The 26,846-nt window shown below is 70.5% G+C and carries 26 protein-coding genes; 10 read left to right on the top strand and 16 right to left on the bottom strand.

Annotation, left to right across the window (positions count from 1 at the left end):
* Window positions 1-3: 3 nt before the first annotated feature.
* From lysA to argH, 3 genes are read right to left on the bottom strand one after another with little or no spacing between them, the layout of a single operon-like run.
* Window positions 4-1,302 carry a diaminopimelate decarboxylase gene (lysA, locus tag VKQ35_RS21030; RefSeq protein ID WP_324364797.1) on the bottom strand — a complete coding sequence of 433 codons (1,299 nt, stop codon included), beginning with the start codon at window positions 1,300-1,302 and terminating at the stop codon, window positions 4-6.
* Complete coding sequence (locus VKQ35_RS21025) at window positions 1,299-1,610, bottom strand: hypothetical protein (RefSeq protein ID WP_324364795.1); 312 nt, start codon at window positions 1,608-1,610, stop codon at window positions 1,299-1,301. Before VKQ35_RS21025 ends, lysA begins: the two co-directional genes overlap by 4 nt.
* Window positions 1,607-3,040, bottom strand: coding sequence for an argininosuccinate lyase (argH, locus tag VKQ35_RS21020; protein WP_324364793.1), 1,434 nt, complete (start codon window positions 3,038-3,040; stop codon window positions 1,607-1,609). Before argH ends, VKQ35_RS21025 begins: the two co-directional genes overlap by 4 nt.
* Between argH and VKQ35_RS21015 the strand changes: the two genes are divergently transcribed.
* Window positions 3,041-3,718, top strand: a complete 678-nt coding sequence (locus VKQ35_RS21015) for a TlpA disulfide reductase family protein (RefSeq protein WP_324364791.1) — start codon at window positions 3,041-3,043, stop codon at window positions 3,716-3,718.
* Here the strand turns inward: VKQ35_RS21015 and VKQ35_RS21010 are convergent, their stop codons facing one another.
* Entirely contained in the window at window positions 3,719-4,105 is a 387-nt protein-coding gene (locus tag VKQ35_RS21010; protein WP_324364789.1) for a helix-turn-helix transcriptional regulator, read from the bottom strand.
* A gap of 389 nt (window positions 4,106-4,494) precedes the next feature.
* Between VKQ35_RS21010 and VKQ35_RS21005 the strand changes: the two genes are divergently transcribed.
* Window positions 4,495-4,746, top strand: coding sequence for a hypothetical protein (locus tag VKQ35_RS21005; RefSeq protein WP_324364787.1), 252 nt, complete (start codon window positions 4,495-4,497; stop codon window positions 4,744-4,746).
* A gap of 65 nt (window positions 4,747-4,811) precedes the next feature.
* Window positions 4,812-5,915 (top strand): AGE family epimerase/isomerase, encoded by a 1,104-nt coding sequence (locus tag VKQ35_RS21000; protein ID WP_324364785.1) that lies wholly within the window; start codon window positions 4,812-4,814, stop codon window positions 5,913-5,915.
* A gap of 273 nt (window positions 5,916-6,188) precedes the next feature.
* Here the strand turns inward: VKQ35_RS21000 and VKQ35_RS20995 are convergent, their stop codons facing one another.
* Both VKQ35_RS20995 and guaD read right to left on the bottom strand, forming a co-directional pair.
* Window positions 6,189-6,893: an alpha/beta hydrolase gene (locus VKQ35_RS20995; RefSeq protein ID WP_324364783.1), complete on the bottom strand. Its 705-nt coding sequence runs from the start codon at window positions 6,891-6,893 to the stop codon at window positions 6,189-6,191.
* A gap of 4 nt (window positions 6,894-6,897) precedes the next feature.
* Window positions 6,898-8,205, bottom strand: coding sequence for a guanine deaminase (guaD, locus tag VKQ35_RS20990; RefSeq protein ID WP_324364781.1), 1,308 nt, complete (start codon window positions 8,203-8,205; stop codon window positions 6,898-6,900).
* 196 nt (window positions 8,206-8,401) lie between these two features.
* Here guaD and VKQ35_RS20985 point away from each other — a divergent pair, with 196 nt between their 5' ends.
* From VKQ35_RS20985 to upp, 3 genes are all read left to right on the top strand, one after another.
* A complete protein-coding gene (locus VKQ35_RS20985; protein ID WP_324364779.1) occupies window positions 8,402-9,658 on the top strand; it encodes a GTP cyclohydrolase II in 1,257 nt (418 codons plus the stop codon).
* A 183-nt stretch (window positions 9,659-9,841) separates the two neighbouring features.
* On the top strand, window positions 9,842-11,035 hold the full coding sequence (locus tag VKQ35_RS20980; protein ID WP_324364777.1) for a DUF1688 family protein: 1,194 nt from the start codon (window positions 9,842-9,844) through the stop codon (window positions 11,033-11,035).
* 15 nt (window positions 11,036-11,050) lie between these two features.
* Window positions 11,051-11,680, top strand: a complete 630-nt coding sequence (gene upp / locus VKQ35_RS20975) for a uracil phosphoribosyltransferase (protein ID WP_324364889.1) — start codon at window positions 11,051-11,053, stop codon at window positions 11,678-11,680.
* A 206-nt stretch (window positions 11,681-11,886) separates the two neighbouring features.
* Here the strand turns inward: upp and virB11 are convergent, their stop codons facing one another.
* The 10 genes from virB11 to VKQ35_RS20925 form a co-directional block, all read right to left on the bottom strand.
* The gene (virB11, locus tag VKQ35_RS20970; protein WP_324364775.1) at window positions 11,887-12,891 is read right to left on the bottom strand and encodes a P-type DNA transfer ATPase VirB11; all 1,005 of its coding nucleotides are present in this window, start codon (window positions 12,889-12,891) and stop codon (window positions 11,887-11,889) included.
* A gap of 1 nt (window position 12,892) precedes the next feature.
* The gene (virB10, locus tag VKQ35_RS20965; protein ID WP_324364773.1) at window positions 12,893-14,038 is read right to left on the bottom strand and encodes a type IV secretion system protein VirB10; all 1,146 of its coding nucleotides are present in this window, start codon (window positions 14,036-14,038) and stop codon (window positions 12,893-12,895) included.
* On the bottom strand, window positions 14,035-14,799 hold the full coding sequence (locus VKQ35_RS20960) for a TrbG/VirB9 family P-type conjugative transfer protein (protein WP_324364771.1): 765 nt from the start codon (window positions 14,797-14,799) through the stop codon (window positions 14,035-14,037). Before VKQ35_RS20960 ends, virB10 begins: the two co-directional genes overlap by 4 nt.
* Window positions 14,796-15,959, bottom strand: coding sequence for a type IV secretion system protein (locus VKQ35_RS20955; RefSeq protein ID WP_324364769.1), 1,164 nt, complete (start codon window positions 15,957-15,959; stop codon window positions 14,796-14,798). Before VKQ35_RS20955 ends, VKQ35_RS20960 begins: the two co-directional genes overlap by 4 nt.
* Before the next feature lie 36 nt (window positions 15,960-15,995).
* Window positions 15,996-18,395, bottom strand: a complete 2,400-nt coding sequence (locus VKQ35_RS20950; RefSeq protein ID WP_324364767.1) for a VirB4 family type IV secretion system protein — start codon at window positions 18,393-18,395, stop codon at window positions 15,996-15,998.
* Window positions 18,392-18,676: a type IV secretion system protein VirB3 gene (locus VKQ35_RS20945; RefSeq protein WP_324364764.1), complete on the bottom strand. Its 285-nt coding sequence runs from the start codon at window positions 18,674-18,676 to the stop codon at window positions 18,392-18,394. The genes VKQ35_RS20950 and VKQ35_RS20945 overlap by 4 nt, the downstream gene beginning before the upstream one ends.
* A gap of 2 nt (window positions 18,677-18,678) precedes the next feature.
* Window positions 18,679-18,987, bottom strand: coding sequence for a TrbC/VirB2 family protein (locus tag VKQ35_RS20940; protein WP_324364763.1), 309 nt, complete (start codon window positions 18,985-18,987; stop codon window positions 18,679-18,681).
* Between the two features lie 3 nt (window positions 18,988-18,990).
* Window positions 18,991-19,620, bottom strand: coding sequence for a lytic transglycosylase domain-containing protein (locus tag VKQ35_RS20935; RefSeq protein WP_324364761.1), 630 nt, complete (start codon window positions 19,618-19,620; stop codon window positions 18,991-18,993).
* Between the two features lie 83 nt (window positions 19,621-19,703).
* A complete protein-coding gene (locus VKQ35_RS20930) occupies window positions 19,704-22,181 on the bottom strand; it encodes an ATP-binding protein (RefSeq protein ID WP_324364759.1) in 2,478 nt (825 codons plus the stop codon).
* A gap of 128 nt (window positions 22,182-22,309) precedes the next feature.
* On the bottom strand, window positions 22,310-23,407 hold the full coding sequence (locus tag VKQ35_RS20925) for a YeiH family protein (RefSeq protein ID WP_324364757.1): 1,098 nt from the start codon (window positions 23,405-23,407) through the stop codon (window positions 22,310-22,312).
* 91 nt (window positions 23,408-23,498) lie between these two features.
* On the opposite strand from VKQ35_RS20925, the gene VKQ35_RS20920 reads away from it, so the two are divergent.
* From VKQ35_RS20920 to VKQ35_RS20905, 4 genes are all read left to right on the top strand, one after another.
* Window positions 23,499-24,977: a carotenoid oxygenase family protein gene (locus VKQ35_RS20920; protein ID WP_324364755.1), complete on the top strand. Its 1,479-nt coding sequence runs from the start codon at window positions 23,499-23,501 to the stop codon at window positions 24,975-24,977.
* A 65-nt stretch (window positions 24,978-25,042) separates the two neighbouring features.
* Window positions 25,043-25,324, top strand: coding sequence for a hypothetical protein (locus tag VKQ35_RS20915; RefSeq protein WP_324364752.1), 282 nt, complete (start codon window positions 25,043-25,045; stop codon window positions 25,322-25,324).
* Window positions 25,325-25,398: 74 nt separating this feature from the next.
* Entirely contained in the window at window positions 25,399-25,983 is a 585-nt protein-coding gene (locus VKQ35_RS20910; protein ID WP_324364750.1) for an XRE family transcriptional regulator, read from the top strand.
* A 110-nt stretch (window positions 25,984-26,093) separates the two neighbouring features.
* Window positions 26,094-26,846: HAMP domain-containing protein (locus tag VKQ35_RS20905; protein ID WP_324364748.1), on the top strand; the 753-nt coding region annotated here is incomplete at its 3' end.

Raw genomic sequence — 26,846 nt, 5'->3', positions numbered from 1 at the left:
TCGTTACAGCCAGGGCGCGGACTGCTCCTTGGCCAGCATGTCGTCGTAGGTGGGCCGCGGGCGCACCACCGCGAACCGGTCGCCCTTCACCAGCACCTCCGGGACCAGCAGGCGGGAGTTGTACTCGCTGGACATGGCCGCGCCATAGGCGCCGGCGGTCATGAAGGCGACGAGGTCGCCGGCCTGCAGCGGGGGCAGGGTGCGGTCGCGGGTGAAGGTGTCGCCGGTCTCGCAGATCGGGCCGACCACGTCGTAGGTCTCGGGCTCCCCCTCGCGGGGTTTCACCGGGCGGATGTCGTGGAAGGCGTCGTACATGGCCGGCCGCAGGAGGTCGTTCATGGCCGCGTCCAGCACCAGGAACTTGCGGCCCTCGGGGCGGGCGTTGACGTGCAGCACCCGGGCGACCAGCACGCCGGCGTTGGCGGCGATCATCCGGCCGGGCTCGAAGGCGAACTGGATGCCCGAAAGGCCCGCCATGGTCCTGGCGATCATCGCGGCGTAGTCGACAGGCGCCGGTGGAGTGGGCGCGTTGAAATAGGGCGCGCCCAGGCCGCCGCCGAGGTCGAGGCGCTCGACGGAAAGGCCCTCGGCGCGCAGGCGCTCGACCAGGCCCCGCATCTTGCGGAAGGCGGCTTCCAGGGGCGCGAGGTCGGTGATCTGGCTGCCGATGTGGCAGGCGACGCCGACCGGGCGGACGCCGGCCATATTGGCGGCGTTGGCGTAGAGCCGCTCGGCTTCGACCATGGAAACGCCGAATTTGTTCTCGGCCTTGCCTGTGGAAATCTTGGCGTGGCCGCCGGCCTCGACGTCGGGATTGACCCGGATGGCGACGGTGGCGCGCTTGCCCATCCGCTGGGCCACCCGGTTAACGAGAGTCAACTCAGGTTCCGACTCCAGGTTGATCTCGGCGACGCCGGTCTCCAGCGCGAAGGCGACCTCGGCCTCGGTCTTGCCGACGCCGGAGAAGACGATGCGGTCCGGCGGCACGCCGGCGGCCAGCGCCCGGCGGATCTCGCCCTCGGAGACCACGTCGGCGCCGGCGCCGACGGCGGCGAGCGTGCGCAGGACGGCGACGTTGGGGTTTGCCTTTACGGCAAACGCGATCAGCGGGTCCTTGAGGCCGGCGCCCACGAGCGCGTCGCGCAGGACGGTGAAATGCCGCTCAAGGGTGGCGGAGGAATAGACGTAGACCGGCGTGCCCACGGCTTGCGCGATCGTCGCGAGGGGTACGCCTTCACACGCGAGCTCGGCGCCCCCCGAACTCTCCCCCTCTAGGCTGGCGACGAGCTCGAAGTGGTTCATCGCGGGTTGGTGAAGGGGTTGCCGAACGCGCCGGGCGGGCCCGAGCCGAACGGGTTCTGGCCGGAGCTTTCGATCGGCGCGGCGCGTGGCGGGGCGGGATCGACGCTGCGGTCGCGCGGATCGACGGTGTCGACCGGACGCTGCGGGTCCTGCGCCTGACGGGCGGCTTCGTCCGCCTGGCGGGTGGTGGCGTGGCCGGCGCCGTTCAGGGGGCCGGGCCTTTCGAGCTGGCCGAGCTTGCCGCAGGCGCAAAGGCCGAGCGCCATGAGCGCGGCTGCGCCGAAAGTCGGAAGACGACGAAGGGTCATGCGAGGATTTCCTTCCAACGCTCGATCTGGGCGCGCACCTGGTCGGGTGCGGTCCCACCGTAACTCATCCGGCTGGCCACCGATGCCTGCGGCGTCAGCACCTTGAAAACGCCCTCGGTGACGCGGGGCTCCAAGCTCTGCAGCTCGGCGAGCGGCAGGGCGGGCAGGTCGCAGCCGAGCTGCTCGGCGCGCTTCACCGCGGCGCCGGTGATGTGGTGGGCGTCGCGGAACGGCAGCTTGAGCTCGCGCACCAGCCAGTCGGCGAGGTCGGTGGCGGTGGAAAAGCCCGCGCCCGCGGCTTTTTCCATGTTTTCAATGGCGGGCTGCATATCCGCGATCATGCCCGCCATGGCCCGCAGGCTGAGTTCCAGGGCGTCGAAGGCCTCGAAGGTGGGGACCTTGTCCTCCTGCATGTCCTTCGAATAGGTCAGCGGCAGGCCCTTCATGACCACGGCCAGCTGGGTGAACGAGGCCAAGAGCCGCCCCGCCTTGGCGCGCACCAGCTCGGCGGCGTCGGGGTTCTTCTTCTGCGGCATGATCGAGGAGCCGGTGGTGAAGGCGTCGGTCAGGCGCACGAAGCCGAACTGCGGCGTCATCCAGATGACGATCTCCTCGGCCAGGCGCGAGAGGTGGATGGCGGTGATGGCGGCCGCCGCCAGGGCTTCGAGCGCGAAGTCCCGGTCGGCGACGCTGTCGAGCGAATTGGCCGTGGGGCGGTCGAAACCGAGCGCGTGTGCGGTCATCTTCCGGTCGATCGGGAAGGGCGAGCCGGCCAGCGCCGCGGCGCCCAGCGGGCTTTCGTTCATCCGCGTCCGCGCATCGGCGAAGCGCGAGGCGTCGCGGCCGAACATCTCCACATAGGCCATCAGGTGGTGGCCGAAGGTCACCGGCTGGGCCGGCTGCAGGTGGGTGAAGCCCGGCATCAGGGTCGCGGCGTGCGGCTCGGCCTTGGCGATCAGCGACCGTTGAAGCGCTTTGATCTGGGCTGCAGTCCGGTCGCAGGCCTCGCGGACCCACATGCGGAAATCGAGCGCCACCTGGTCGTTGCGCGAGCGCGCGGTGTGCAGCCGCCCGGCCGCAGGCCCGATCAGCTCGCGCAGGCGGGCCTCCACGTTCATGTGGATGTCTTCGTATTCCTCGCGGAACGGGAAGCTGCCTGCGTCCATCTCGGCGGCGATGGCGTCGAGGCCGCCGAGGATCGCCGCCGCGTCCTCGCTTGTAATGACGCCGGTCTTTTGCAACATCGCCGCGTGCGCGCGGGACCCCTCCAGGTCCTGCGCGGCCAGCCGCCGGTCGAAGCCGATGGAGACGTTGATCGCCTGCATCAGCTCGGCCGGCTTGTCCGAGAAACGGCCGCCCCACATCGCTTGCCCCGCCTTTGCGGTATCGGGGGGCGGCGACTTCGGGGCGTCAGAAGAAGAGTTCGTCATATGAGCGAAGAGTCCCAGGCGAAAACCGAGGGGGCGAAATCCAAGGGCGGGGTCCTGAGATGGGCCCTGTGGGGCGCCGCCGCCATAGGCGCCGCGGGGCTGGTCTATATCATCGCCCAGTCCACGGCCAAGCCGGTGACGCAGACCGAGGTGGCGACCTCCGGCGGAAGCTCCGGGGCGAGCTCCGGCGCCGTGGCCACCGCGCCCGAGACCCACGACGTCTCCAAGAAGCTGTCGCACGCCGCCGACGGCGCCCAACCCCCGGCCTATCCGTTCTTCGACGCCAGCGGCAAGAAGCTCGTTCCGGCCGACTTCAAGGGCAAGGTGGTGGTGCTGAACATCTGGGCGACCTGGTGCGGCCCCTGCAAGACTGAGATGCCGACGCTGGCCAAGCTGGCCCAGGCCTATGCGGGCAAGCCGGTGGAGGTGGTGGCGGTGTCGATCGACAAGCCGGACCAGCTGGCCGCGGCCAAGGCGTTCATCGCGGCCAATGCGCCGCTCAAGCTCTACAACGATCCGGAGGCCAAGCTGCCCTGGACGCTGAAGCCCAACGCCGACGGCATGCCGACGACGATCATCCTGGGCAAGGACGGCCTGGAGCGCGGGCGGATTTCCGGCGAGGCCGACTGGGCCGGCCCCGGCGCCAAGGCGGTGATCGACAGGGTCCTGGCGGAGTAGCTAGGCGACCACCCGGGTCTTGGCGGGGGTTTCGGCCTGGGCGGTGAGGGCGCGCAGCAGGCCGACCAGCGAGGTGCGGGCCTCCGGCGGCATCACCTCATAGGCGGCCAGCAGCTCGATCGCGCCCGGCGTGCGCATGCGGGTCAAGAGGTCGAGGTCGCCGGTCATCTCGCGGTCCGGGCCGTCCAGCACATCCATCAGGTCCACGACCCGGCACTTCAGGGCGCGGGCGATCTGCACCAGGCGCGAGAAGGAGATGCGGTTCGCGCCGTTCTCGTATTTCTGGATCTGCTGGAAGCTCACGCCGCACTGCTCGGCCAGCGCCTCCTGCGAGATGCCGATGGTGCGGCGGCGGATGCGCACCGCGGCGCCCAGGGCCACATCCATGGGATCGGGCGCTTTTGTTGACGGATCTGCCAATTCTTGTCTCCCCCGGCCGATGCCTTCTGGCGGGCGAAAATCCCCCCGGACCCCGCGCGATGGCTCTACCATAAGTTAAGCTAGTTATTTCTGTGATTAAAAGGGCGCCCGAAAACCGAGGTGCGACAATTTGCAACTCGCGAGGAAATAACGCGTTCGGCGACCGCGTTCTGTCTGGCGCCCGACTCAGCGCCTGCGTCGGCGCCTGGGTCCAGGCGCCCCCTCGCCGCAAGCCAGGGTCGTATCCGATGCGGTCGGGGGGCGGCGCAGGCGGCAATTAAGCACTTGGTCACCGAAGCACCGCGAATTCGGACCTCAAGACGATTCGACGGCCAGCCAAGGGTTTCCAACGGTCCATGCGCGCCATTCAGCTCCATCCGCCCTTCGATCACGGCGCGGCGCTGCGCGTGCCGCCGCCCAGCGACAAGGCGAGCTGGCGGGCGCTCTGGCGGTGGCTCGGCGAAGAGGCCTGCGCGGTGGTGGAAAGCGCCGCGGTGCAGGTGCGCACGCCGGAGGGCCCGATCATCGCGCGCTGCGGCGACTGGATCGTGCTGTCGCATTCCGGCGCCTTCCACGTGGCGCACGCAGCGCGCAACTGCGACGCCTAGGGCCGCGACGCCTCAGGCGGCCCCCCGAAGCTGGCAACGGCGGCTAAATCGGCCATAAGGCGCCCATGCCCGTCCGTTTCGACACCCTGTCCGACGCCGCCCACTGGTATCGCGCCTGGCTGAGCGAGGCGGCGCTGCCGTTGTGGGCCGATGCGGGCGTCGATCCTGAAGGCGGGCTGTTCCAGGAGACGCTCGACCTCGAAGGCCACCCGGTGGAGGCCCCGCGGCGCGCGCGGGCGCAGGCGCGGCAGGTGTTCGTGTTCGCGCAGGCGGCGCAGGGCGGCTACGGCGCGCGGTGGCTGGGCGTGGCCCAGACCGGCTGGACACGGTTCGTGGCGGCCTATCGGCGGCCGGACGGCCTGTTCCGCAACCGGGTGGCGGCGGACGGGACGCCGCTCGACACCGAGGCCGACAACTACGAGCAGGCCTTCGTTCTGCTGGCCATGGCGGCGCTGCAGGCGGCGGACCCGGCCTCGTCGTTCGAGGCGCAGGCGGCGGGCGTGCTGGATGCGCTGCAGGACCGGCGGGTGGCGGGCGGCGGCTTTCGGGAGAACGGGCCCCATCCCTACCAGGCCAACTGGCACATGCACCTGTTCGAGAGCACGCTCGCATGGGAACCGCTCGGCGGACCCTCCTGGGCGACGCTGTCGGATGAGCTGGCGGACCTGGCGCTGCGCCGGTTCATCGACCCGGCGACCGGGGCGCTGCGCGAGTTCTTCGATGAGCGGTGGCGGGCGCTGGAGGGCGAGGGCGGCCTGGTCGAGCCCGGCCACCAGTTCGAATGGGCCTGGCTCTTGGACCGCTGGGGCCGTTCGCGGCGCGACGAGCGGGCGCTGGCGGCGGCGCGGCGGCTGTTCGAGACCGGGCTGAAGGGGGTCGATCCGGTCCGTGAGGTCGCGGTCAACGCGCTGTGGGACGACTTCTCGGTGCGCGACGGCGACGCGCGGCTGTGGCCGCAGACCGAGCACCTGAAGGCCGCCGTCGTGCTGGGCGACGAGGCGCAGGCCTTGCGGGCGGCGCGCGGGCTCGCGCAGTACCTCGACGTCCCGGCCCGCGGGGTGTGGCGCGACAAGCTGAGGGCCGACGGGACCTTCGTCGACGAGCCCGCGCCGGCCACCTCGTTCTATCACCTCCTGGTGGCGATCCAGGCGCTGACGGGGGCGGTTTAGCGCCAATCGTGCAGGTTGGAGGTGGCGTTTAACCTCACCCGCCGCGGCCCGCACGAACGGGTCTGGTCCCTAGAGGCCCGCGCAGCGGGACCGTCCTTTTTCAAACCGCAGAGAACGCAAAGATCGCAAAGAGGCCGCGATGGCCGCGCGGCCATCGCGATCATGCTCTACCTCTGCGATCTTTGCGTTCTCTGCGGTTGAATCGACTGAGCCTCCGCTGCGCGGAGTCTCAAGGCGCGAAGCCGTTCGTGTGGTTCGCAGATATGCTTCCACTCAGCCGGCGGCGAAGGCGCGCATGATCGGTTCGAACTGGGGCCAGGCTTCTTTCAGGACGTGGTGGCCGGCGCCGGCCAGGACCTCGACCTCGATCCCCGGGTGGGCGGCGAGCCGGCGGCGGCTGTCGGCGTCCACCAGGCTTGGCCAGCCGGTCCGCTCGCGCTCGGGCAGCAGGGCGTCGCCGCCCAGCACGACCTTGGCCGGCCGCCGCAGGCGCTCGACGAGGCCGGTGTAGTCGCGCGGCTCGGCGCGCCCCTCGGCGAGGCCGAACACCTGCCAGACGAAGTCCTCGCCGCCGGGCGGCATGGCGTCGAGAAGCTGGGCGAGCGGCCAGGCGCGGTCGGGGCGCAGGGGCGGCTCGACCAGCAGGAGGCGGCCGACCAGGGCGGGATCGAGCGCCATGGCGACCAGGGCGCCGACCGACAGGCCGATCACGCTGGCCGTGCGGCCTGCCAGGCGCTGGCGCAGGGCGTGGGAGATCGCCGCAGCGAACACCCCGACCGAGGTCGCGACGAGCGGCGGCGAATGGTTGCCCGGCAGGTGGGTGCGCCAGACGTCCAGCTCGGGAAAACGCTGCTGGTTCAGCTCGAGCGTGTTGGACGAGGCGAAGGCGCCGGTGATGACCAGCTGCACGGGCGCCCCGGTGTCGCGGCCGAGAAGTTCGATGGGGCCGAGTGGGGTTTCGACGCGGAAGGCCTCCACCGGCCTAGAGCCTGTCGCGGCTGTGGGCCAGGGCGCCGGCGAGGTAGGTCCGCTCGATGGCGCGGTCGTCGCCCAGGAGGCTGAGCACGAAGAGCTTTTCGGCGATGGTCCGGGCGGCGGCCGTGCGGCGCGCGAGCAGCGGCGTGGCCGCCAGGTCGATGACCAGGAAATCGGCCTCCTTGCCGGGCGCCAGGTTGCCGACGTGTGCGTCGATCTTCATGGCCCGGGCGCCCGCCAGGGTGGCCAGATAGAAGGCGTGCAGCGGGTCGAGCGCCTCGCCGCCGAGCTGGCCCACCTTGTAGGCCTCGCCCATCATGTGCAGCAGGGAGAAGCTGGCGCCCGCGCCGATGTCGGTGCCCAAGCCGACGGTGACCCCGCAGGCGCAGGCCTGTTTCAGGCTGAACAGGCCCGAGCCCAGGAGCAGGTTGGACGAGGGACAGAAGACCGCCGCCGAGCCGGCCATATTCATGCGCCGCAGCGCCTCGTCGGTGGTGTGGACGCAATGGGCGAAGACCGAACGCGGCGTCACCAGGCCGTGGCGGGCGTAGACGTCGAGATAGTCCTGCGCGCCGGGGAAGAGCTCGCCGACCCGGGCGATCTCTTCGAGGTTCTCGCTCATGTGGGTGTGGATCAGGACGTCGGGATGGGCCGCGGCCACCTCGCCGGCCATGGTGAGCTGGGCGTCCGAGGAGGTGACGGCGAAGCGGGGCGTGACCGCATAGCCAAGGCGCCCCTTGCCCCGCCAGGCGCGGATCAGGCTTTCCGTGTCGGCCCGGCCGGTCTCGACGGTGTCGGTGAGGCCCGCCGGCGCATGGCGGTCCATCAGCACCTTGCCGGCGGTAAGCCGCATGTTACGGGCCAAGGCGGCGTCGAAGAGGGCGTCGACCGAGGTCTTGTGGACCGTGCCGAACACCAGCGCGCTGGTGGTGCCGTGACGCAGCAGCTCGTCGCAGAAGAAGCCGGCGGCCTCGTCGGCGTGGGCGCGGTCGGCGAAGGCCTGTTCGGCGGGGAAGGTGTGGCTGTGCAGCCAGTCCAGCAGCTGCGAACCCCAGGCGGCGATGACGTCGGTCTGCGGATAATGGATGTGGGCGTCGACCAGGCCCGGCGTGATCAGCTTGCCGGGGAAGGCCTCGATGGGCGTCCCCGGCGCCAGGGCCGGCGCGAGGTCGGCATAGGCGCCGAAGGCCGCCACATGGCCGTCCTCGACGATCAGCAGGCCGTCCGGGTGATAGGCGTAGGCCTCCGCCGCCGGGGCGCGGCAGGGGTCGTCCAGCATGTGGAGCAGGGCGGCGCGGTAGGCTCGGCGGGTCACGCGCAACCCTTAGGCCGCCTTGCCGCCCCGGTCGAGCTTGCGAGACAAAGCGCAGCCAAATCAGCGGCCTGGGCGCCCGACAGCAAAGCCGTAAGACTTGCCAAGTGAAATCAGCGGGTGTTTGATCCCCGCTCAAAGGCCCCAAGCCGGCGAACGGCGCGGGGCTTTTTCGATTCTGGAGGTTTGAGAGAAGATCATGTCCGCCAACAGGACATCCCACATCCGGCTCACCTCGCACCCGGGCGGTGGGTCGCAGAGCCGGTTCCCGATCCATTGGGACGCCAAGACCGCCCGCGAGCGCGGCCCGGTGATCGCCACCCCGAACTCGGGCGCGGACCGCAACGCTGTCGGCGCGCACGGCGGCGCCTATTCGATCTACCGGGCGCTGGCGATCTCGTCGGGCGCCATGGCGGCCGAGACGCGGCCGGAACTGCACAACACCTATCCGGTCGTGCCGATCGGTCCGCACGCCCAATGGCATGAGCCGGGCAAGATCGTGAGCCTGGATCCCTGGGGCCACCGGGTGGCCGAGGACTTCGCCGCGGAGCTCGCCGAGGGCGTCGACATCCGCCCGACCATCGCGGTCACCAAGGCGCGCATCGACCTGCCGGAGATCCACGAGGCTATCGCCAAGGGCCGGCTGAAGGTCGACGGGACGGTGGTGCACGAGAACGGCGACGTGGCGGTGACCAAGGCGGCCATCGACCCCGTCTGGTATCTGCCGGGCATCGCCGAGCGGTTCGAGGTCGACGAGACGCAGCTGCGCCGCACGCTCTTCGAACAGACCGGGGGCATGTATCCCGAGCTGGTCACCCGGCCCGACATCAAGGTCTTCCTGCCGCCGATCGGGGGCATCACCCTCTACATGTTCGGCGACCCGGCGCGGATCGGGAACAGGAAGTACACGCTCACCTGCCGGGTGCACGACGAGTGCAACGGCTCCGACGTGTTCGGCTCCGACATCTGCACCTGCCGCCCCTACCTGACCCACGGGATCGAGGAGGCGACGGCGCAGGCGCAGGCCGGCGGCGCGGGCCTGATCGTCTACAACCGCAAGGAAGGCCGGGCGCTTGGCGAAGTGACCAAGTTCCTGGTCTACAATGCGAGGAAGCGGCAGCCGGGCGGCGACCAGGCGGCGACCTATTTCGAGCGCACAGAATGCGTGGCCGGCGTGCAGGACGCGCGCTTCCAGCAGCTGATGCCCGACATCATCCATTGGCTGGGCATCCGGCGGATCGACCGGTTCGTCTCGATGTCGAACATGAAGTACGACGCGCTGGTGAAGGGCGGCGTCGAGATCGGCGAACGCGTGCCGATCCCCGACTGGCTGGTTCCCGACGACGCCAGCGTCGAGATGGAGGCCAAGAAGGCCGCCGGCTACTTCACGCCCGAAAAGCCGCCGAGCAAGGCCGACCTGAAGAAGGTCGTGGGCCGCGATCTCAAGGAATTCTGATTTCTTCCTCCGTCGGCCGCCATTTTCTTGCTCGTCATCCTCGGGCTTGTCCCGGGGATCCATCCCTCGGCGGCGAGGTGGTGGGTGTGGGCCGCGCGGCGCGGCCCATGATCGACGGCAAGCGGCGGCTGAACCATGGATCCCCGGGACAAGCCCGAGGATGACGAGCTTAGATTTGGATTGATGTCGAACAGCGCAGACACACTGGCGGCGAGATCACTGCTATCCGCCCATGCGGTGCGCGAGCGGTCGCACGAGATGCTGGCCGCGGCGCTGGCGGGCGAGGTCGCCGAATGGCGGGTCGATCCGGCGAGGCTGGAGGCCGCCGCCGACCTGACGGCGGAGGTGGTGCGGGACGCCTATCCGGACCTCAAGGTTCCATTCCACGCGCGGTGGCGGCATTTCATTGTCGCGGGTCGTGACCTCTGGGCCGAGCTGGACGGCGGCTGGCGCGAGCCCGCCGACCGGGCGCGCGCGGCGTTCGACCTGGCGATCACCTCGGTGCTGTTGGATGCCGGGGCGGGCATGGACTGGCGCTACCGCGATCAGCAGACCGGGGCGACGCTCAGCCGTTCGGAGGGCCTGGGCATCGCGTCCTTCCGGCTGTTCGAGTCAGGTGCGCTGTCGGCGGAGCCGAGCGATCCCCTGCGGGCCGACAGCCTGACCGGCGTGACCGCGCAAGTGCTGGCGACGGGCTTCCAGGCCGGCGCCGACAATCCGCTGGTGGGCCTGGAGGGCCGCGCGGCTCTGCTGCGCGCCCTTGGGGCGGCGGTGGGGCGGCCGGGCGATCTGTTCGACGTGATGGCCGCCCGCGCGGTGGATGGGAGATTGCCGGCGCCGGTGATCCTGGAGGTGTTGCTGCAGGCGCTGGGGCCGATCTGGCCGGGGCGGCTGAGCCTGGCCGGCGTGCCGCTCGGCGACTGTTGGCGGCATCCCGCGATCAAGCGCGACGACGTGACCGACGGCTACATGCCGATCCACAAGCTTTCGCAGTGGCTCTCCTATTCGCTGATCGAGCCGCTGGAGGCCGCCGGGATCGCGGTGACGGACATCGACGGGCTGACCGGGCTGGCGGAATACCGCAACGGCGGCCTTTTCTTCGACACCGGCGTCCTGAGCCTGGCCGACCCGGGCGACGCCGGGCGCCGGCATCCGGTCGAGGGGACCCTGGTCGTGGGCTGGCGGGCGCTGACCGTGGCCTTGCTCGACAAGATCGCGCCGATGGTCCGCGAACGCCTGGGCGTCACCGCCGAGGCCTTCCCGCTGGCCCGCGTGCTGGAGGGCGGCACCTGGGCGGCGGGGCGGCGGATCGCCAAGAGCTTGCGCGCCGACGGCGGGCCGCCGATCGCCGTCATCAGCGACGGCACCGTTTTCTAGAGGGAAGCCATGGCCATCAAAGGCGTCACCGTCGTCGACCACCCGCTGGTGCAGCACAAGCTGACGCTGATGCGGAAGAAGGACACCTCGATCAAGAGCTTCCGTCAGCTCCTGAAGGAGATCGGCGCGTTGCTCTGCTACGAGGTCACCCGCGACCTGGCGCTGGAGAGCGTCGAGATCGAGACGCCGATGCAGGCGATGACCGCGCCGCAACTGGCCGGCAAGAAGCTGGTGTTCGCGCCGATCCTGCGCTCAGGCATGGGGATGCTCGACGGCATGCTGGACCTGGTCCCGGCGGCGCGGGTGGCGCATGTGGGCCTCTACCGCGACCCGGCGACGCTGGAGTGCGTGGAATACTACTTCAAGGCGCCGGCCGATCTGGCGGACCGCCAGGTGATCGTCATCGACCCCATGCTGGCCACCGGCAACACCGCCATCGCCGCCGTCGACCGGCTGAAGGAGGCCGGGGCGCGCGATATCCGCATGGCCTGTCTGCTGGCCTCGCCGGAGGGGATCTCCAAGTTCCAGGGCCACCATCCGGGCGTGCGCATCTGGACCGCGGCGGTGGACGAGCGGCTGAACGACCACGGCTACATCCTGCCGGGCCTCGGCGACGCGGGCGACCGGATGTACGGGACCCGCTAGGCGGTCTCGAAGGGAACCGCGGAAGAGCACGGAAGAAGGATTCAACCACGGACGGACACAGACGCACACGGACGCGTCCTGCCGCTTGAAAGGCCGAAGGCCATCTTCCGATAGGCTCCGCCGATGATCGGAAGGCGAGCGGCGCTCGCGAAGGGCATGGCGGGTCCGTGTGCGTCTGTGTCCGTCCGTGGTTCTTCTTGTTTGGTTCAATCAGCGCTGCGGCCGGGCCGGAAGAGCACTTCGGTGAGGCGGCGCGCGCCATTGGTGCGGTCGAGCTGGACGACGACGTCGACGACGCGCTCGACGTAGGTGCGGACCTTGTCCCAGCCGAGGTCGATGCCGGAGGTGAGCGCGAGCAGCGCGATCTGGTCGAGCGCGCCGGCCGGGCTGTCGGCGTGGACCGTGGTGATCGAGCCCGGATGGCCGGAGTTGACGGCGCGCAGCCAGGCGAAGGCCTCGCGGCCGCGCAGCTCGCCCAAGAGGATGCGGTCGGGGCGCAGCCGAAGGGCGGCGGCCAACAGGGTGTCGGCGTCGACCTGGGCCTCGCCGAGCTCGCCGCGCACGGCGACCAGGCCGACGGCGTTGGGGTGGTCCAGGCGGATCTCCGGCGCGTCCTCGATGACGACCAGGCGCTCGGAACGGGCGATCTCCTTCACCAGGGCATTGAGCAGCGTGGTCTTGCCGCTGGCGGTGCCGCCGGAGATCACCACCGTCTTGCGGCGCTTCACGGCGAGCTTGAGGAAGCCGATCAGGTCGGCATGCCCGTTCTTTGGATCGATCAGGGCTTCCAGGTCGGCGTTGGCGGCGGCGTCGCGGGCCGGGTCGGTGCGGGCGGCGGCTTCGAAGAGGCCGTCGCGGGAGAGCTCGTCCAGGCTCATGTCGCTGATCAGGTGCTTGCGCACCGCCATGGCCAGGCCGCCGCGGGTGGCGGGCGGCGAGACCACCTGGACGCGGGCGCCGTCCGGCAGGGTGGCGGAAAGCAGGGGCTGTTCGCGGTTGACGCCCTGGTGGCTGGCGGCGGCGATCTGGCGGGCGAGGCGGGTCAGCGCCACTTCGGTGAGCTGGTCGGCGGGCTCGCGGCTCATGGTCCCGTCGGCGGTCTCGATCCAGACCTCGCCCGGGCGGTTGATCAGCACGTCGGTGACGTCGGGCCGCGACAGCCAGGGCGCCAGCGGCGTGAGATAGGCCTCAAGGTAGACGCCCGCGGACATCCTAGCGTCCGATCGGCGCGACGCCGGTGAAGTCGAGATCGCGGGCGACGGAGACCTGCACCGCCGCGCCCTGGGCCACGCGGATGGTGGTCGGGATGTCGATCTGCTTCTGCAGCGCGATGGAGGCGACGTTCTGGGCCTGGGTGGGCGAGCCGATGACCAGCGCATTGGTCGTGCCGCCGTTGCGGCTGGCGACCGCGTCGATGCCGCCCGAGATCACCGAGAGCAGGATCGAGGCGCCGAAGCGCTGGAAGAAGTGGGTGTCGGCCTTGCCCTCCAGGCCGCCGCGGCCGAGCTGGTCGGTGGCGGGCGAGCCCACGTCGATGGAGACGCCGGTGGGCGTGATGATCCGTGACCAGACCACGAAGGCGCGGGTCTGGCCGATGGCGGCGGCGGACTTGTACTGGCCGATCAGGGTCGAGCCGCGCGGGATCAGCACCTGGCTGCCGTCGAAGCCGCGCACGTCGCGGCTGACCACCGCGCGGACCGAGCCCGGCAGGTCGCTGTCGATGGCGGTCTCCAGCACCGCGGGGATCACGAAGCCCTGCGGCACCACGCGGGAGACGTTGCGCATCTGGGTGGCGCGGGCGGTCTCGGCGCCGGCGCCGGAGACGCGGGCGGCGAAGCGCTCCTCCGCCGAGACGGCGTTTTCGGGCGCGCCGGCGACGCCGGGCGTCGGGGTTCCGGCCGCCGGAGTCGGCGCGCCGGCCTGGGCGAGGCGGAAGGCGGCGGGGGCGGCGCTTGGGCCTTCGCTCAGGTCGACGACCACGGCGGGCGCTTTCCAATGAGTCTCCGGCAGGTCGGTCTGCGAAGGTGGCGGCAGCAGCGTCGCCTGCGGCGCGGCGACGGGCGGCGGGGGACTGGGCGCGGCGCCCGCCATGGACGGCGGCGCGGGCTGGTCCATGATCTTCTGCAGACCCGGCGCCCAGCCCGGCGCGACGTTGGACGCCACGGCGGGCTTCTGGGTCGAGGCCTTGGCTTCGCGGGCATGCGAGAGCGAGGTGAACACCGCCAGGCCCACGACACAGGCGCCGCCGACCCCCAGCACCACGGTCCAGGGCGAGGAGGGCTGGCTCACCTGCGGCCGCACCCAGTGGGCGCGCTCGTAGACTTCGCTGAGCTCGGTGTCGGGGGTTTCGTCGGTCATCTGCGCCACCAGGGCTTGTCGGCGGTTCGGGGTTTGGGGCTGAGCGCGCTGGTCTGCTGACCCTTCCAGCCGTCGTTGAACACCTTGGTCACCTCGGCGCCGCGGCGGAGCACGAAGCCCGGGGCGATGCGGTCGACGACGGTGTAGCCGGCCAGCATGTGCGAATTGACCACCGCCTCGCCGCCGTCGGCCTCCACCGCATAGATGGCCGGCAGGTCGGCGTCGGCGGCGAAGGCGAAATAGGTCGACTGGCCATCGTCGAACAGTTGGGTCGGCAGCGCCTTGGTCGAGCCCTGGTAGCTGTAGGCGTGGTTGCGGTCGACCGGCGGCGGCGGGGGCGGCGGCGGCTCGACCACCGCCATGGCGACCGGCGGATAGATAAAGCGCACCGAGTAGGGGATCGCCTTGGCCGGCGCATGCTCGCGCACGCTGAGCTGGAAGTTGTAGCGGCGCTGGTTGGTGACCACCGTCATGTTGGTGTCGGGCCGCTTGGCCATCGGCTTGACGATCAACAGGTTCGCCTTGCGGTTCGGCGTCACCTGCCAGCCGAGCGCGTCGCCGATGGCGACCGTCTCGATGTGTTCGGTGGGATCGAACTCCAGCGAGAACTGGTAGCCCAGCACGCCCTTCAGCTCGACCACGTCGCCGGGATCGTACTGCACCTCGAAGATGCGCGGATCGCCGGGGCCGGGATGCGGCTCCACGGCGAGCGCCGGGGCGGCGCTCAAGGCCAGGATGGCGGCGACGAGGACAGGTCTCATGCGCGGCCTCCGGCTGGACGCGGCGCGACGGCCGGGCGGCGATAGGCGTCGCCGAGACGGGCCGGGCGCTCGGAGGGCGCGAAGCTCGGGCCGGCGGCGGTCCCGCTGCTCGTGGCGGCGGCGGTGACGGTGGCGAGATGCATCGGACGCAGGCGGGCGGCGGCGGCGGCCTGGTCGCGCTGCAGGTCGAAGGCCAGGCGCTGGGCGCGGGACTCGGGCTCGATGACCTGAACCGGCTGCGGGGCCTGGGTGTTGGGCGCCGGGCGTTGGGCGGCGGCCTCGCCCGGCAGGCGGAAGCCGAAGGCCACGACGCCGGCGGCGATCAGCAGGGCGGCCTGGCCGGCGCCGAACACGAAGACCAGGCTGGCGACGCTCATGGCGGTGTTGGGATCCAGCGTGTTGTCGGCGCGCTCCTGGGCGAGCGTCACCAGCCAGGGCTCCAGCACCGACAGCATCACGACCACGGTCAGCCAGCTCAGCAGGGGCGCGATGGCGGCGGCGGCGAGCGCGCGCACCCAGCCCATGAACAGCCCCCGCGTGGCCGGGATCAGGAACAGCGCGACGAACACCGGCCCGACCGCGGTCAGCACCCCGATCGCCAGGGTGGCGGCGGCGATGGCGCCGGCGGTGGTCATGAACAGCACGCCCGACGCGGCCGACAGCGACTCGGCGGCCGAGGCGGCCGGGCTGGAATAGGCGTGGGCCGCTGGGCCGGCGGTCTTGCCGAAGGCCGCGGCGGCGGCGACGAGCTCGTCGTAGGCGGTCTGCAGGCCGCCCACCGGATCGGCGGCCAAGGACCCGCCACTGGCCTGCAGGGGCGCGGCCACGGCGGCGGCGATCTCGGCCGGCGCCTTGGCGGCGAGGTCGAAGACCAGGGTCTGGAAGGTGGCCCAGCTGGTCACCAACGCCAGGATGGCGCCGATCTTCAGCGCGATGCCGGGCGCGTCAGAGAGGCGCGCGCCGCCCGAGGCGAACAGCATCCGGTAGCCGACCAGGGCGACGTAGATGGTCAAGAGCAGGGTCAGGCCGACCTGGAAGGTCGAGGACGCCGAGGTCAACGACGAATAGCCGGCCTCGGCGAAGCTGCGGGTCTGGCAGTCGACGGCGCCCAGCACGCCGCGGATCACGCCTTGGCCGACGAGGCTGGAGCAGGAGGCCATCCTACTTCGCTCCTTGCGGAGCTTCGCAGGACCGGGTCATGCCGCGCTCCTTCCCGTCATGAAGGGCTCCAGCCAGGCGTCGGGCTCGTCGCCCAGTTCGCCGCGCAGGGCTTCGAGGCGCCGCACCGCGCGCTCCGTGCCGGCCAGCACGGCGAGTTCGCCGCCCAGGCCGGATAGGTCGAGGCGGGCGACGACGCTGTGGTCGCCGCGCTTGATCAGGAAGCAGCGGGAGGTGTCTGGGAGGTTGCGGACCAGTTCGAACTCATGCTCGGTGAGGCCGAAGCCCTGCACATAGTCCTCGGGCCGCGCGCGGCTGTTGGGGAAGAAGACCTGGGTCGCGGCCTGTTCGACGATGGCCGAGGCGATGCGGCTTTCCAGGGCGTCGGACGCGCTCTGGGTGCAGAAGCCGACGATGCCGTTGCGCTTGCGGATGGTCTTTTCCCAATCCTTGATCCGCCGCACGAAGACCGCGTCGTCCAGCGCCTTCCAGCCCTCGTCGACGACGATGATGGCGGGCGAGCCGTCCAGCCGCTGCTCAAGGCGGTGGAACAGGTACATCATGGCGGGCGTCCGGATGGTCGGCGCGTCGAGGATCCTGGTCATGTCGAAGCCCAGGATGCGGGCGTCGATGTCGAGGCGGTCGGACGCATTGTCGAACAGCCAGGCGTGCTCGCCGCCCTCGCACCAGGCGCCCAGCCGCGCGGCGAGGTCCCCGGCGTGCGGGCGGCGCGCGCCGCGGAACAGCTCGCGCAGATAGCGCAGGCGGCGGTGGCCGGGCGCCTGGGCGTAGTTGGCGTCGACGGCCTCGGCGATCATCGCCCGGTCCTCGGCGTCCAGGCTGCCGCCGTCGACGGTCAGGAGCTGCCCCAGCCAGTCGGCCAGGAAGGCGCGGTTGGCGGGGGTGTCGGCGAGCGCCAGGGGGTTGAAGCCGGTGGGCTCGCCCGGTGAGATCACGTCGTAGCGGCCGCCGATGGCGCGGATGAAGGGCTCGGCGCCGCGGTCCTTGTCGAAATAGGCGATGCGGGGCTTCAGCCGCTCGGCCTGGGCCAGCAGGAAGGTCAGGAGCACGGTCTTGCCCGAGCCCGACGGGCCGATGACCGTGAAGTTGCCAAGGTCGGCGTTGTGGAAATTGAAGTGGTAGGGGCCGAACGACGTGGTCTCCAGCACCGCGATGGCCGGGCCCCAGTGGTTGCCGTCGGCCTGGCCGGTCGGATGGTTGTGGAAGCTGGCGAGGCTGGCGAAATTGGCGGCGGAGACCAGCGCGCGGCGCGAGATGTATTTGAAATTGCCCGGGAACTGGGCCCAGAAGGCGGGCTCCAGGTTGGTGTCCTCGCGCACCGCGATGGCGCCGGCTTCGGCCAGCGCCGACTGCACGTCGGCGACCGCGCCGTCGAGTTCGGCCAGCGTTTCGGACTTGGCGAGGATCGTCAGGTGGTGCTCGCCATAGGCCGCGCGGCCGGCGCCCACGTCGTCGCGCGCCTCGGCCAGTTCGGAGCGCAGGCTGTAGGCGTCGTCGTCGGCGGCGCGGAGGCGCCGCAGCGCCAGGCCCATGCGGTCCAGCGCCTGCTGGCGCTCGACGAAGGCGAAGCTCTCGGTCAGCACCAGCTCCATCGGCAGCCGCAGGACCCCGTCGAGCAGGCCAGGCGCGGTGCGGGCCGGGTAGTCCTTCAGCGAGATCATCGCCCCGAACGCCGGCTCGTCGGCCATCGGGCCGAACTCCATGGCGTCGAGGCCGAAGGAGAGGCGCCGCGCCGCCAGCGCGTGGCCCATGTCGCCGGTGGGGGCCAGGATCGGCTTCAGCTCGCCGTTGAGGATCAGGCTGAGGAACTCGGCGGGCTCGGAACGCCGCGCGCCGCCGGCCCCGTCGTAGAGCGAGAGCGTGCGCGGGCCGTAGGGGGCGAGCGCGGCGGCGAAGGCGTCGCGCGCGGCGTGCAGGGCGCGAAGCTCGCGGTCTAGGTCGGCGGTCTTGGCGTTGGGGGCCCTCACCAGGCGTTCGAGGAAGCCCGCGCCGCCCTGCAGGGGCCGCCTGACCAGGGTCAGGAAGATGTCGTTGACGTAGAGCCGCCGCCCCGCGAGCCGCTCGCGCCAGCCGGCGTCGAGGCGCGCCGCGAAGCCCTCGTCCGGGGCGTCCGGGAAGGCGGGCGTCACCCGGCGGCGGACCACGTGGTGGTAGAGGGCCAGCCGCGACGACGCGGCCCCGCGGAGGACCGTCTCGCGGATCGCCTTCCGATAGTTCAGCTCTTCGTCCGGCGCGGTCTCGGAGGGGAAGCCGGCCAGGTGCAGCGTCTGGATCAAGAGGCCGTCGCGGGTCTGGATCGTGACCTCGTCGAGGTGGCCGGCGTAGGGCAGGCGGTCGCCGACGCTGGCCTCGCGCGGCGCCAGGGTCCTGGCGACGCCGGTGGTGACGTAGCGGTCGTGGGCGGGGCCTTGGCTCATGGGCGGTAGGAGTTCCCGCGCCAGAAGCCGAAGTTCTTCACCCGCGGACAGGTGCGAAGCTTGGTCATCCAGATGTCGAAGAACCGCGGCTCCCGCAGGCAGCCGAGATAGCCCGCGGCATGCAGCACGGCGGCCAGGCCCAGCGCCCAGAACGAGCGGGTGATCAGGAAGGCCTCGACGGTGACGATCAGGTTGAACACCGCGTAGGCATAGGTGACGCCGCCGATCATCTGCGGCCGGGTGAGCGCGGCGAAGACGGGATCGGAAGCCAGGCGCGCCATGGCTAGTGCAGCCCTCCGGCCAGCGAGCGGATGCCGGCGACGATGGAGACGGCGCCGAAGATGACGAAGCAGCCGATCACCACCGTCAGGCCACGGCGCCAGTCCATCCGACCCGTGAGCATCAGGAAGCCCACGGCGGCCACGGCGATCACCGCGGCGGTGGTGGCGAGGTTGCCCAGCAGGGTGCCCTGCACCCAGTCGAGCGCGGCGAGCAGCGGCGAGGAGCCGGCCGGATCGCCGCCCGTCTGGGCATGGGCGGCGCCGGCGTAGGCTACGGCGGCAGCGAGGATCAGGGGCGCGCGTGCTTTCATGGCTTACTCCACGCGCACTGCGGCGCCGCTGCCAATGCCAATGGGGGCGGTAGGAAGGTGTCCGAGTATCGCGCGTACATAGGCCCTGGTCTCGGCGTATGGCGGGACCCCGCCATAGCGCTGCACGGCCCCTGGCCCGGCGTTGTAAGCCGCCAGCGCCCGGGGCAAATCGCCCTCGAACAGCTGCAGCATATGCGAAAGATAGGCGACTCCGCCATCTATGTTGGCGCGGACATCGTTAGCGTCGACGCCGAGGCTGCGCGCGGTGTCGGGCATCAGCTGCATGACGCCGAGCGCGCCCTTGGGCGAGATGACGTTCTGGTGGAAGCGCGATTCCTCCCAGGCGACGGCCTGGGCGAGCGGCGCGCTGACCGCATGGCGCTGGGCGGCCTCGTCGATGGCCCTGGAGACTTCAAGGGGAGCGATCTCGGCCGGGGCGGCGGTCTGCGGCGCTGCCTTCGGGATCAGAGAGGTCACGCCTTCGGAGGTGTAGACGGCGGGGCCTGCGTAGGTGGTGACCGCGCCGTCGTCGCCGATCTGCAGCACCTGGGCGCAGGCCGGGCCGCCGACGGCGCAGGCGAAGGCCGCCAGAACCGCGCCGACCGTCTGCGGAAGAGTGACCTTAAGCCCCATGTGTCGCCCCAGAACAGAGGCCTCGACGTTAGCCCATCCTGAGGAGCCGGGGCCAGACCACTTTGTCACGTCGCCTGACGCGCTCACGCGGCCTGGCTGGCCTTCAGCTCCTCGGCGCGGCTGAGCAGCGCGATCAGGGCGTCGGGACGGATCGGTTTGGCGAGGTGCTCGTCCATGCCGGCGGCGCGGGTCTCGGCGATGTGCTCGGGCAAGGCGTTGGCCGAGAGCGCCACGATCGGCGTGCGCGCCAGGCCCAGGGCCGCCTCCAGGGCGCGGATTTCGCGCGCGGCGCTCAGGCCGTCCAGCACCGGCATCTGCAGGTCCATCAGGACCAGGTCGTAGGTCTCGCGCTCCACGGCCTCGACGGCCTGGCGGCCGTCTTCCACCAGCGTCAGGTCGACGCCGAACGGCTCCAGGATCAGGGAGACGACGGTGCGGTTGGTCGGATGGTCCTCGGCGACCAGGATCTTCATGCCGCCCAGGTCATGGCCGGCGATCTCCGCGTCGCCGCCGGCGGCCTCCGGGGCGGCCACCGCCTCGAGCGGCAGGGTGACGGTGAAGACCGAACCCTGGCCCGGTTCCGATTTCGCCTCGATCGTCCCGCCCATCATTTCGGCGAGCGAGCTGGAGATCGCCAGGCCCAGGCCCGAGCCGCCGAAGCGGCGGGTGATCGAGCCGTCCGCCTGCTCGAAGCGGCTGAACAGCTTGGCCTGGAAGTCGGCGGAGAAGCCGACGCCGGTGTCGCTGACGGTGAACCGGATGGCGCCATCGCCGGCCACGCCGACGTCCAGGGCGACCTGGCCCTCAGTGGTGAACTTCACGGCGTTGGAGAGCAGGTTCGACAGGATCTGGCTGATCCGCACATCGTCGCCGAGGCGCCAACCATTGGCAGACTCGTCCACGTGGACGGTGAAGGTCAGGCCCTTGGCCTCGGCGCTGGCGCGGTGCAGGGCGGCGATGGTGGCGACGCAGGCGGCGAGGTCGAAGGGCGCCAGGTTGATCGGCAGTTGGCCGGCCTCGATCCGCGAGATGTCGAGGATGTCGGTCAGCACCTGCTCCAGCAGGCGGCCGGAGGCGCGGACCAGTTCGGCCATCTGGCGGCCGCGGTCGGTGGTCTGTTCCCTGGCCAGCAGGTCGGAGACGGCGACCACGCCGTTCAGCGGCGTGCGCAGCTCGTGGCTCATGTTGGCCAGGAAGTCGGTCTTGGCGGCGTTGGCGCGGCGCAGCTCGGCGGTGCGGGCCAGCACGCGTTCTTCCAGGCCGGCCTGAATCTCGTCGCCGCGCAGGCGCTCGTCGCGCAGCGTGCGGGCGAGCTGGCCGATCTCGTCGTCGCGGCCGGCTTCCGGCGCGGCGCGCTCGGTGTCCGGGTCGCCCAGCAGCTGCAGTGGGCGGATCACCAGCTGGCGCACCATGCCAAACAGGATCGCCGCGCCGATGCCGACGATCAGGAACTTGCCGGCGAAGTTGGAGAGCAGCGCCGACCAGGACTCCGACAGCGCGGTCGCCTTGGGGAAGGCCACCAGCAGGATCCACTGCGGGCCTTGCAGGCGCCCATAGGCGACCAGCGTCTTGCCGTCGGGGCTCTCGACGACGCCGGAGGGCTTGCCGTCGGCGTGGATGCGCGCGACCAGCGGCGCCAGGCCGTAGGTCTTCTCCAGCGCAGCCACCGAAGCGCGGTTCAGCGCCTGAGGCGCGGTGAAGCCGGGGAAGGCGACCAGTTCGCCCTTGTCCGAGGCGATCAGGCTTGTCGCGCCCTTGGGCGTGTTGTGCAGCACCTGGGTCAGGTACGAGCCGGCCATCACCGTGGTGCCCCAGGCGCCCACATAGCGGCCGTCGACATAGACCGGGCTGACGCAGCCGGAGATCAGGGTCCGCTTGGTCTTGTCCTGCAGGAGCGGCGACAGCGGCGTGCAGCGCATCCGCCGCGTGGGGTCGTTGGCCGGCAGCGGGTAGGAGCTCTGGTCGGTGTGGTCGAAGTCGAGGTCGCCGGGCGCGGTCTTGCGGAAGAAGGTCAGCTTTTCGGCGCGGTTCGGCGCGAACAGGATCAGCCGGTTCTTGGGCGTCAGGAAGAAGAAGTTCTCGAACTTGGCGAGGTCGCTCTCGCCGACCCGGTTGACCACCAGGGTGGCGGCGGTCAGCACCCGCTTTTCGTCCTCGGTGAGGTCGTTGGCGCGGCCGATGAAGGCCCCGACGCCGTAGATCGAGTCGCCGACGGAAGTCTGTTCGCCGTCGTAGAGGCTGTCGCGGCTGCGGCGCGAGCCGTCGCCCTTGACGGGGAACCAGGCGTCGAACTGGCGGTCGACCTGCGGGCCCGGGCGCATCAGGGCAAGGCGGCGGCGGAGCGCATCGCTGGCGGCGGCCTGCTTGGCGCTCAAGGCGTCGAACAGCTCCTGCTCGGTGCGGGTGCGCTCCTGGACGTAGAGGGCGAGGTCGGCGACCTGGCGCTGTTCGGCCTGGCGGCGGTTGGCGGCGAAGGTCACCGCGGTGTCGACAAGCAGCAGCAGCGTCATCGAGGCGATGAGGCCGGCAAGGAGCTTGGTGCTGATAGACCGGAACCGCATGTCCGAACGGGGAATCCTCGAAACTCGCCGGACTGCCTATCAACAAATGATTTCCGAAGGCTTCTCGTAGCGACGTTCTGCGAATGAAAAAGCGGAACCGTAGGCGCGGAGCGAACGGCGCCTGCCGGCTAGGTGGCGAACTCGACGATGCCGAGCACGAGGCCCGCGATCCACAGAGTCTCCAGCACCATGGTGGCGACGGGGCGCCAGCCGGCGGCGATTAGGGCCTTGAACGAGGTCTTCATGCCGAGCGCGGCGATGGCCACGACCAGCAGCCAGCGGGAGATGTCGGTGGCGCCGGTCACCGCCGCCTTGGGCAGGAAGCCCAGGCTGTTGATCGCCACCAGGGCGGCGAAGCCGAACAGGAACCAGGGGAGCGGCACCTTGGCGCCCGATGCGCCGCCGCGGCCGCGCGACAGGACGAGCGCGATCGTGCCCACGACCGGCAGCAGCATGGCCACCCGCAGGAGCTTCACATAGGTCGCCACGTCGCCGGTCTTCTGGGAGATGGTGTAGCCCGCGCCCACCACCTGGGCGACGTCATGGATGGTGCCGCCGAGGAAGAAGCCGGCGCGCGCGTTGTCCAGGCCGATGATCGGCACCAGCATCGGGTAGAGGATCATGGCGATGGTCGAGAGGCCGGTGACCACCACGACCGCCAGGATCACGTCGCGCTCGCTCTCCTTGTTCTTCGGCAGGACCGAGGCGATGGCCAGCGCCGCCGAGGCCCCGCAGATGCCGACGGAGCCGCCCGACAGCACGCCGAAGCTGCGGCTGAGGCCCAGCACCCGGGCCAGCAGCAGGCCCATCAGGATCGTGGTGGTGACGCCGGCCACCACCATGGCGATCGGCACGGGGCCCAGCGCCACGATCTGCTCCACCGTGATCCGCGCGCCCAAGAGGGCGACGCCGGTGCGCAGGATGGCCTTGGACGCGAACTCGATGCCGGGGATGCAGCGGCCTTCCTCGTGCAGGAAGTGGAAGGTCATGCCGAACAAGAGCGCGAACAGCATCACCGGCGCCTTGTAGTGGCCGGCCAGCCAGTCGGCGGCGAGCGCGATGGTGATCGCCACCAGGACGCCCGGATAGACCCGCTGCAGGAAGGCCTGCGGGCTCAGCCGCGCCGGCGTCACCGGCGCGGTGACCGGCAGGCCCTCCATGAAGTCGAAGGACTGGAACATCTCGTGCGCCTGGGCGGCGTCCGTATCGATGTCCCGGTTGACCATGGTCGCCTCACCCTCGCTGAATCTGGCCGCAAGCTGGCCCGGTTTGCGTTTCGGCGCCAGTGTGCCGCGGCCCGCCCGAGAGGAGGCTTTCGTGCCCACGACCCTGGTCAACCGCGTCGCGTCCACGCTCGGCGAAACCGACCACCCCTATATGACCGGGGCCTGGACGCCGAACTTCGAGGAGTATGACGCCACCGACCTGGCGGTCATCGGCGGCGAAATCCCGCGCGACATCGACGGGGTCTATGTGCGCAACACCGAAAACCCGGTGCATGCGCCGATCGGCTTCTATCACCCGTTCGACGGCGACGGGATGATCCACGCCATGGCGTTCCGGGACGGCAAGGCCAGCTACCGCAACCGCTTCGTGCGGACCAAGGGCTTCGAGGCCGAGGCGCAGGCCGGCGAGGCGCTGTGGGCCGGCCTGGCCGAGCACCCCGCCAACTCGAAACGCCCGGGTTGGGGCGCGCAGGGGTCGCTGAAGGATTCGTCGTCCACGGACGTGGTGGTGCACGCCGGCAAGATCCTTTCGACCTTCTACCAGTGCGGCGAGGGCTACCGGCTGGACCCGCTGACGCTGGATAATCTGGGTACGGAGGATTGGGTTCCGGCGGAGGGAATCTCGGCCCACGCCAAGGTGGACGAGGCGACCGGCGAGCTCCTGTTCTTCAACTATTCCAAGCAGGCGCCCTACATGCACTATGGCGTCGTGGGGGCCGACAACCGGCTGAAGCACTACGTGCCGATCCCGCTGCCCGGGCCGCGCCTGCCGCACGACATGGCGTTCACGGAGCGGTTCTCGATCTTCGCTGACCTGCCGCTGTTCTGGGACCCGGAGCTGCTGCCCAAGGGCTATCACGCGGCGCGGTTCTATCGGGACCTGCCGACGCGGTTCGCCATCGCGCCGCGGTTTGGCCAGCCGGAAGACATCCGCTGGTTCGAGGCGAAGCCCTGCTTCGTCCTGCACTTCATGAACGCCTACGAGGAGGGCGATGAGGTGGTGCTGGACGGCTATTTCCAGGAGGACCCGCAGCCGCCGCCGCTGGCGGGCTACGGGCCCAAGCTCGGCCAGATCATGGCCTATCTCGACGAGCACTCGATGAAGCCCAGGCTCTACCGCTGGCGCTTCAACCTGAAGACCGGGGCGGTGACGGAAGGCCTGCTGGACGACCAGATCCTGGAGTTCGGCTCGTTCAACCAAAGGGTCGCCGGGCGCAGGGGCCGCTACCTCTATTCCACCACCTCGAAGCCGGGGTGGTTCCTGTTCACCGGCATCGTCAAGCACGATCTGGAGACCGGCGGCTCGCAGTCCTTGAGCTTCGGCGAGCACCGCTATGGGTCAGAGGCGCCGTTCGCGCCGCGCGTCGGGGCGACGGACGAGGACGACGGCTATCTGGTCAGCTTCGTCACCGACATGGCGGCCGACGCGTCCGAGTGCGTGCTGATCGACGCCAAGGATATCGCGGCCGGGCCCGTCTGCCGCCTCCGGCTGCCGCAGCGGATTTCCTCGGGCACGCACGCGACCTGGGCGTCGGGCGAGCGCCTGCGCGCGGCGAAAGCGGCGCCATAACCGAATTGTTCAGACTGCCGGGCTAGGGTGATGGGGCCGCGAAAGGTCCGCCGCCCGAGCGAACGATGACCACCGTCAACTATCCGAACCCGGTCACGGTGAACGGCTACTCGTGCAAGAACTGCACGGAGGTCGACCTCGCCAAGCAGCACATCGACCCGGCGCACCCGAAGGACGGCCCCTATGGCGTCGACGCCAAGGACCATCTGGCCTCGCCGTCCGCGCCTAGGACCCAGACGCCGGCTGTCACCCTCGGCGGCGCGCTGGCCGGCGTGTCGCAGGCCTCGGGCGCAGGGTCCCAAACCCCGGCGGCGCCGCTGGGCCAGCAGCTGAACATCCTCGCCTGATCCGCGGCCGCCTGTGCCAAAGCGGGAATCAGCCTACGATTCCCAGCTTCACCGTGAATTGGGAATCGGCTGGGATGCGGTCGCGACTTTCAGACAAGCTCGGACCGGCGCTGCGCAAGCTGAGGCTGGCGCGCGGCTGGAGCCTGGCGCAACTGAGCGAAGAGAGCGGCGTGCCGATCTCCACGCTGTCGCGGGTGGAGCTGGGCCAGAACGCGCTGAACTACGACAAGCTGGTGCGCCTGTGCCGCGCGCTGGAGGTCGACCTGGAAGGCCTGATGACCCGCGAGGCGGAGGGAACGGCCGCGCCCTCGGGCCGCCGCTCGGTGACCAAGACCGGCGATGGCGCTCCGGTGCGGGTCGGTCCGGCGGCGGGCCAGGCGGCGGCGGCGGACCTGCTGTCAAAGAGCTTCTCGCCGGTGATTGTCGAGGTCACGGCCGCCACGGCGGAGGCCCATGGCGCGGCGGCGGCGCACCCCGGCGAGGCCTATCTGCTGGTGCTGGAAGGCGCGGTCGAATTCCGCAGCCATCTCTACGCCCCGCTGGCGCTCGCCAAGGGCGACGGGGTCTATTTCGACGCGGCCTCCGGCTATGTGCTGCTGGCGCCGTCCGGGCCGGCGCGGGTGCTGCTGGTCGCCAGCGGGGAGCCCTTCGCCGCTTAGCCGCCGGTTCCCATATTTCCCATCTTTAACCAATATTTCAGCCGCATTTGGGAAGAGGCGCTCGAGATCCCGCCGCCGCTGGCCGGGACCAGATTTCGAGACGCCGCCTCATGTCCCTCAACGACCTGAACATCTCCAAGAAGCTCACGCTCGGCTTCGCCGGGGTGGTGACCATCGTCACCGTGATGTGCGTGGGCCTGGCGCTGAACCTGCACAGCATCAAGGCGGCGGTGGTCGCCAATGACGAGGAGGTCGCCCAGCTCAACCTGGCGCACGACGTCGAGCTGCAGCTGATCGAGCGGATGAACGGCGTGCGCGGTTTCGCGATCACCGGCGACGCGAGCTTCCTCAAGGCGGTGGCCACGGCGAAGGACAAGTACGACGCCGCCATGACCGCCTGGATCAAGGCCGCGCCTGAGGACAAGGCGACGACCGGCGCGATCAAGGCCGAGATGGACGGCATCTTCGCCGACCAGGACGAACAGGTGAGCCTGGCCAAGGACCCGGCCACCCGGCCGGAAGCGCTGGAGAAGCTCGGCAAGAAGGGGCGCCTGAACAAGATCCGCGCGCTGCTGAAGGCCTATGGCGAACAGGAAGCCAAGCTCCTTAAGCAGGACGCCAAGGGCCAAGACCAGAGCCAGGAATTCGCCAACGCCACCCTATGGGCCGGTGCGGGCCTGGCGATCGCGCTCTCGATCCTGATGGGCTGGCTGCTGAGCCGGGCGATCGCGGGTCCGATCGCCAAGATGACCGACGCGATGGGCCGGCTGGCGTCTGGCGACCACGCGGTGGAAGTGCCGGCGGTGGGTCGCAAGGACGAGGTCGGCCAGATGGCCGACGCGGTGCAGACCTTCAAGGACGCG

The sequence above is a fragment of the Phenylobacterium sp. genome (assembly GCF_035309685.1).
Taxonomy (GTDB): Bacteria; Pseudomonadota; Alphaproteobacteria; order Caulobacterales; family Caulobacteraceae; genus Phenylobacterium.
This window is presented reverse-complemented; position numbering and strand designations above follow the sequence as displayed.

Bases quoted from the DNA above. Each gene is read 5' to 3' on its own strand.
- virB10 (WP_324364773.1), bottom strand. From the start codon at position 14,038: ATGACCGACGAAACCCCCGACACCGAGCTCAGCGAAGTCTACGAGCGC.
- lysA (WP_324364797.1), bottom strand. From the start codon at position 1,302: ATGAACCACTTCGAGCTCGTCGCCAGCCTAGAGGGGGAGAGTTCGGGG.
- VKQ35_RS20950 (WP_324364767.1), bottom strand. From the start codon at position 18,395: ATGAGCCAAGGCCCCGCCCACGACCGCTACGTCACCACCGGCGTCGCC.
- VKQ35_RS20910 (WP_324364750.1), top strand. From the start codon at position 25,399: ATGCGGTCGCGACTTTCAGACAAGCTCGGACCGGCGCTGCGCAAGCTG.
- VKQ35_RS20915 (WP_324364752.1), top strand. From the start codon at position 25,043: ATGACCACCGTCAACTATCCGAACCCGGTCACGGTGAACGGCTACTCG.
- VKQ35_RS20955 (WP_324364769.1), bottom strand. From the start codon at position 15,959: ATGGCCTCCTGCTCCAGCCTCGTCGGCCAAGGCGTGATCCGCGGCGTG.
- VKQ35_RS21000 (WP_324364785.1), top strand. From the start codon at position 4,812: ATGCCCGTCCGTTTCGACACCCTGTCCGACGCCGCCCACTGGTATCGC.
- VKQ35_RS21015 (WP_324364791.1), top strand. From the start codon at position 3,041: ATGAGCGAAGAGTCCCAGGCGAAAACCGAGGGGGCGAAATCCAAGGGC.
- VKQ35_RS20940 (WP_324364763.1), bottom strand. From the start codon at position 18,987: ATGAAAGCACGCGCGCCCCTGATCCTCGCTGCCGCCGTAGCCTACGCC.
- VKQ35_RS21005 (WP_324364787.1), top strand. From the start codon at position 4,495: ATGCGCGCCATTCAGCTCCATCCGCCCTTCGATCACGGCGCGGCGCTG.
- VKQ35_RS21025 (WP_324364795.1), bottom strand. From the start codon at position 1,610: ATGACCCTTCGTCGTCTTCCGACTTTCGGCGCAGCCGCGCTCATGGCG.
- virB11 (WP_324364775.1), bottom strand. From the start codon at position 12,891: ATGTCCGCGGGCGTCTACCTTGAGGCCTATCTCACGCCGCTGGCGCCC.
- VKQ35_RS21010 (WP_324364789.1), bottom strand. From the start codon at position 4,105: ATGGATGTGGCCCTGGGCGCCGCGGTGCGCATCCGCCGCCGCACCATC.
- VKQ35_RS20985 (WP_324364779.1), top strand. From the start codon at position 8,402: ATGTCCGCCAACAGGACATCCCACATCCGGCTCACCTCGCACCCGGGC.
- argH (WP_324364793.1), bottom strand. From the start codon at position 3,040: ATGACGAACTCTTCTTCTGACGCCCCGAAGTCGCCGCCCCCCGATACC.
- VKQ35_RS20925 (WP_324364757.1), bottom strand. From the start codon at position 23,407: ATGGTCAACCGGGACATCGATACGGACGCCGCCCAGGCGCACGAGATG.
- VKQ35_RS20945 (WP_324364764.1), bottom strand. From the start codon at position 18,676: ATGGCGCGCCTGGCTTCCGATCCCGTCTTCGCCGCGCTCACCCGGCCG.
- VKQ35_RS20930 (WP_324364759.1), bottom strand. From the start codon at position 22,181: ATGCGGTTCCGGTCTATCAGCACCAAGCTCCTTGCCGGCCTCATCGCC.
- VKQ35_RS20960 (WP_324364771.1), bottom strand. From the start codon at position 14,799: ATGAGACCTGTCCTCGTCGCCGCCATCCTGGCCTTGAGCGCCGCCCCG.
- VKQ35_RS20935 (WP_324364761.1), bottom strand. From the start codon at position 19,620: ATGGGGCTTAAGGTCACTCTTCCGCAGACGGTCGGCGCGGTTCTGGCG.
- VKQ35_RS20980 (WP_324364777.1), top strand. From the start codon at position 9,842: ATGTCGAACAGCGCAGACACACTGGCGGCGAGATCACTGCTATCCGCC.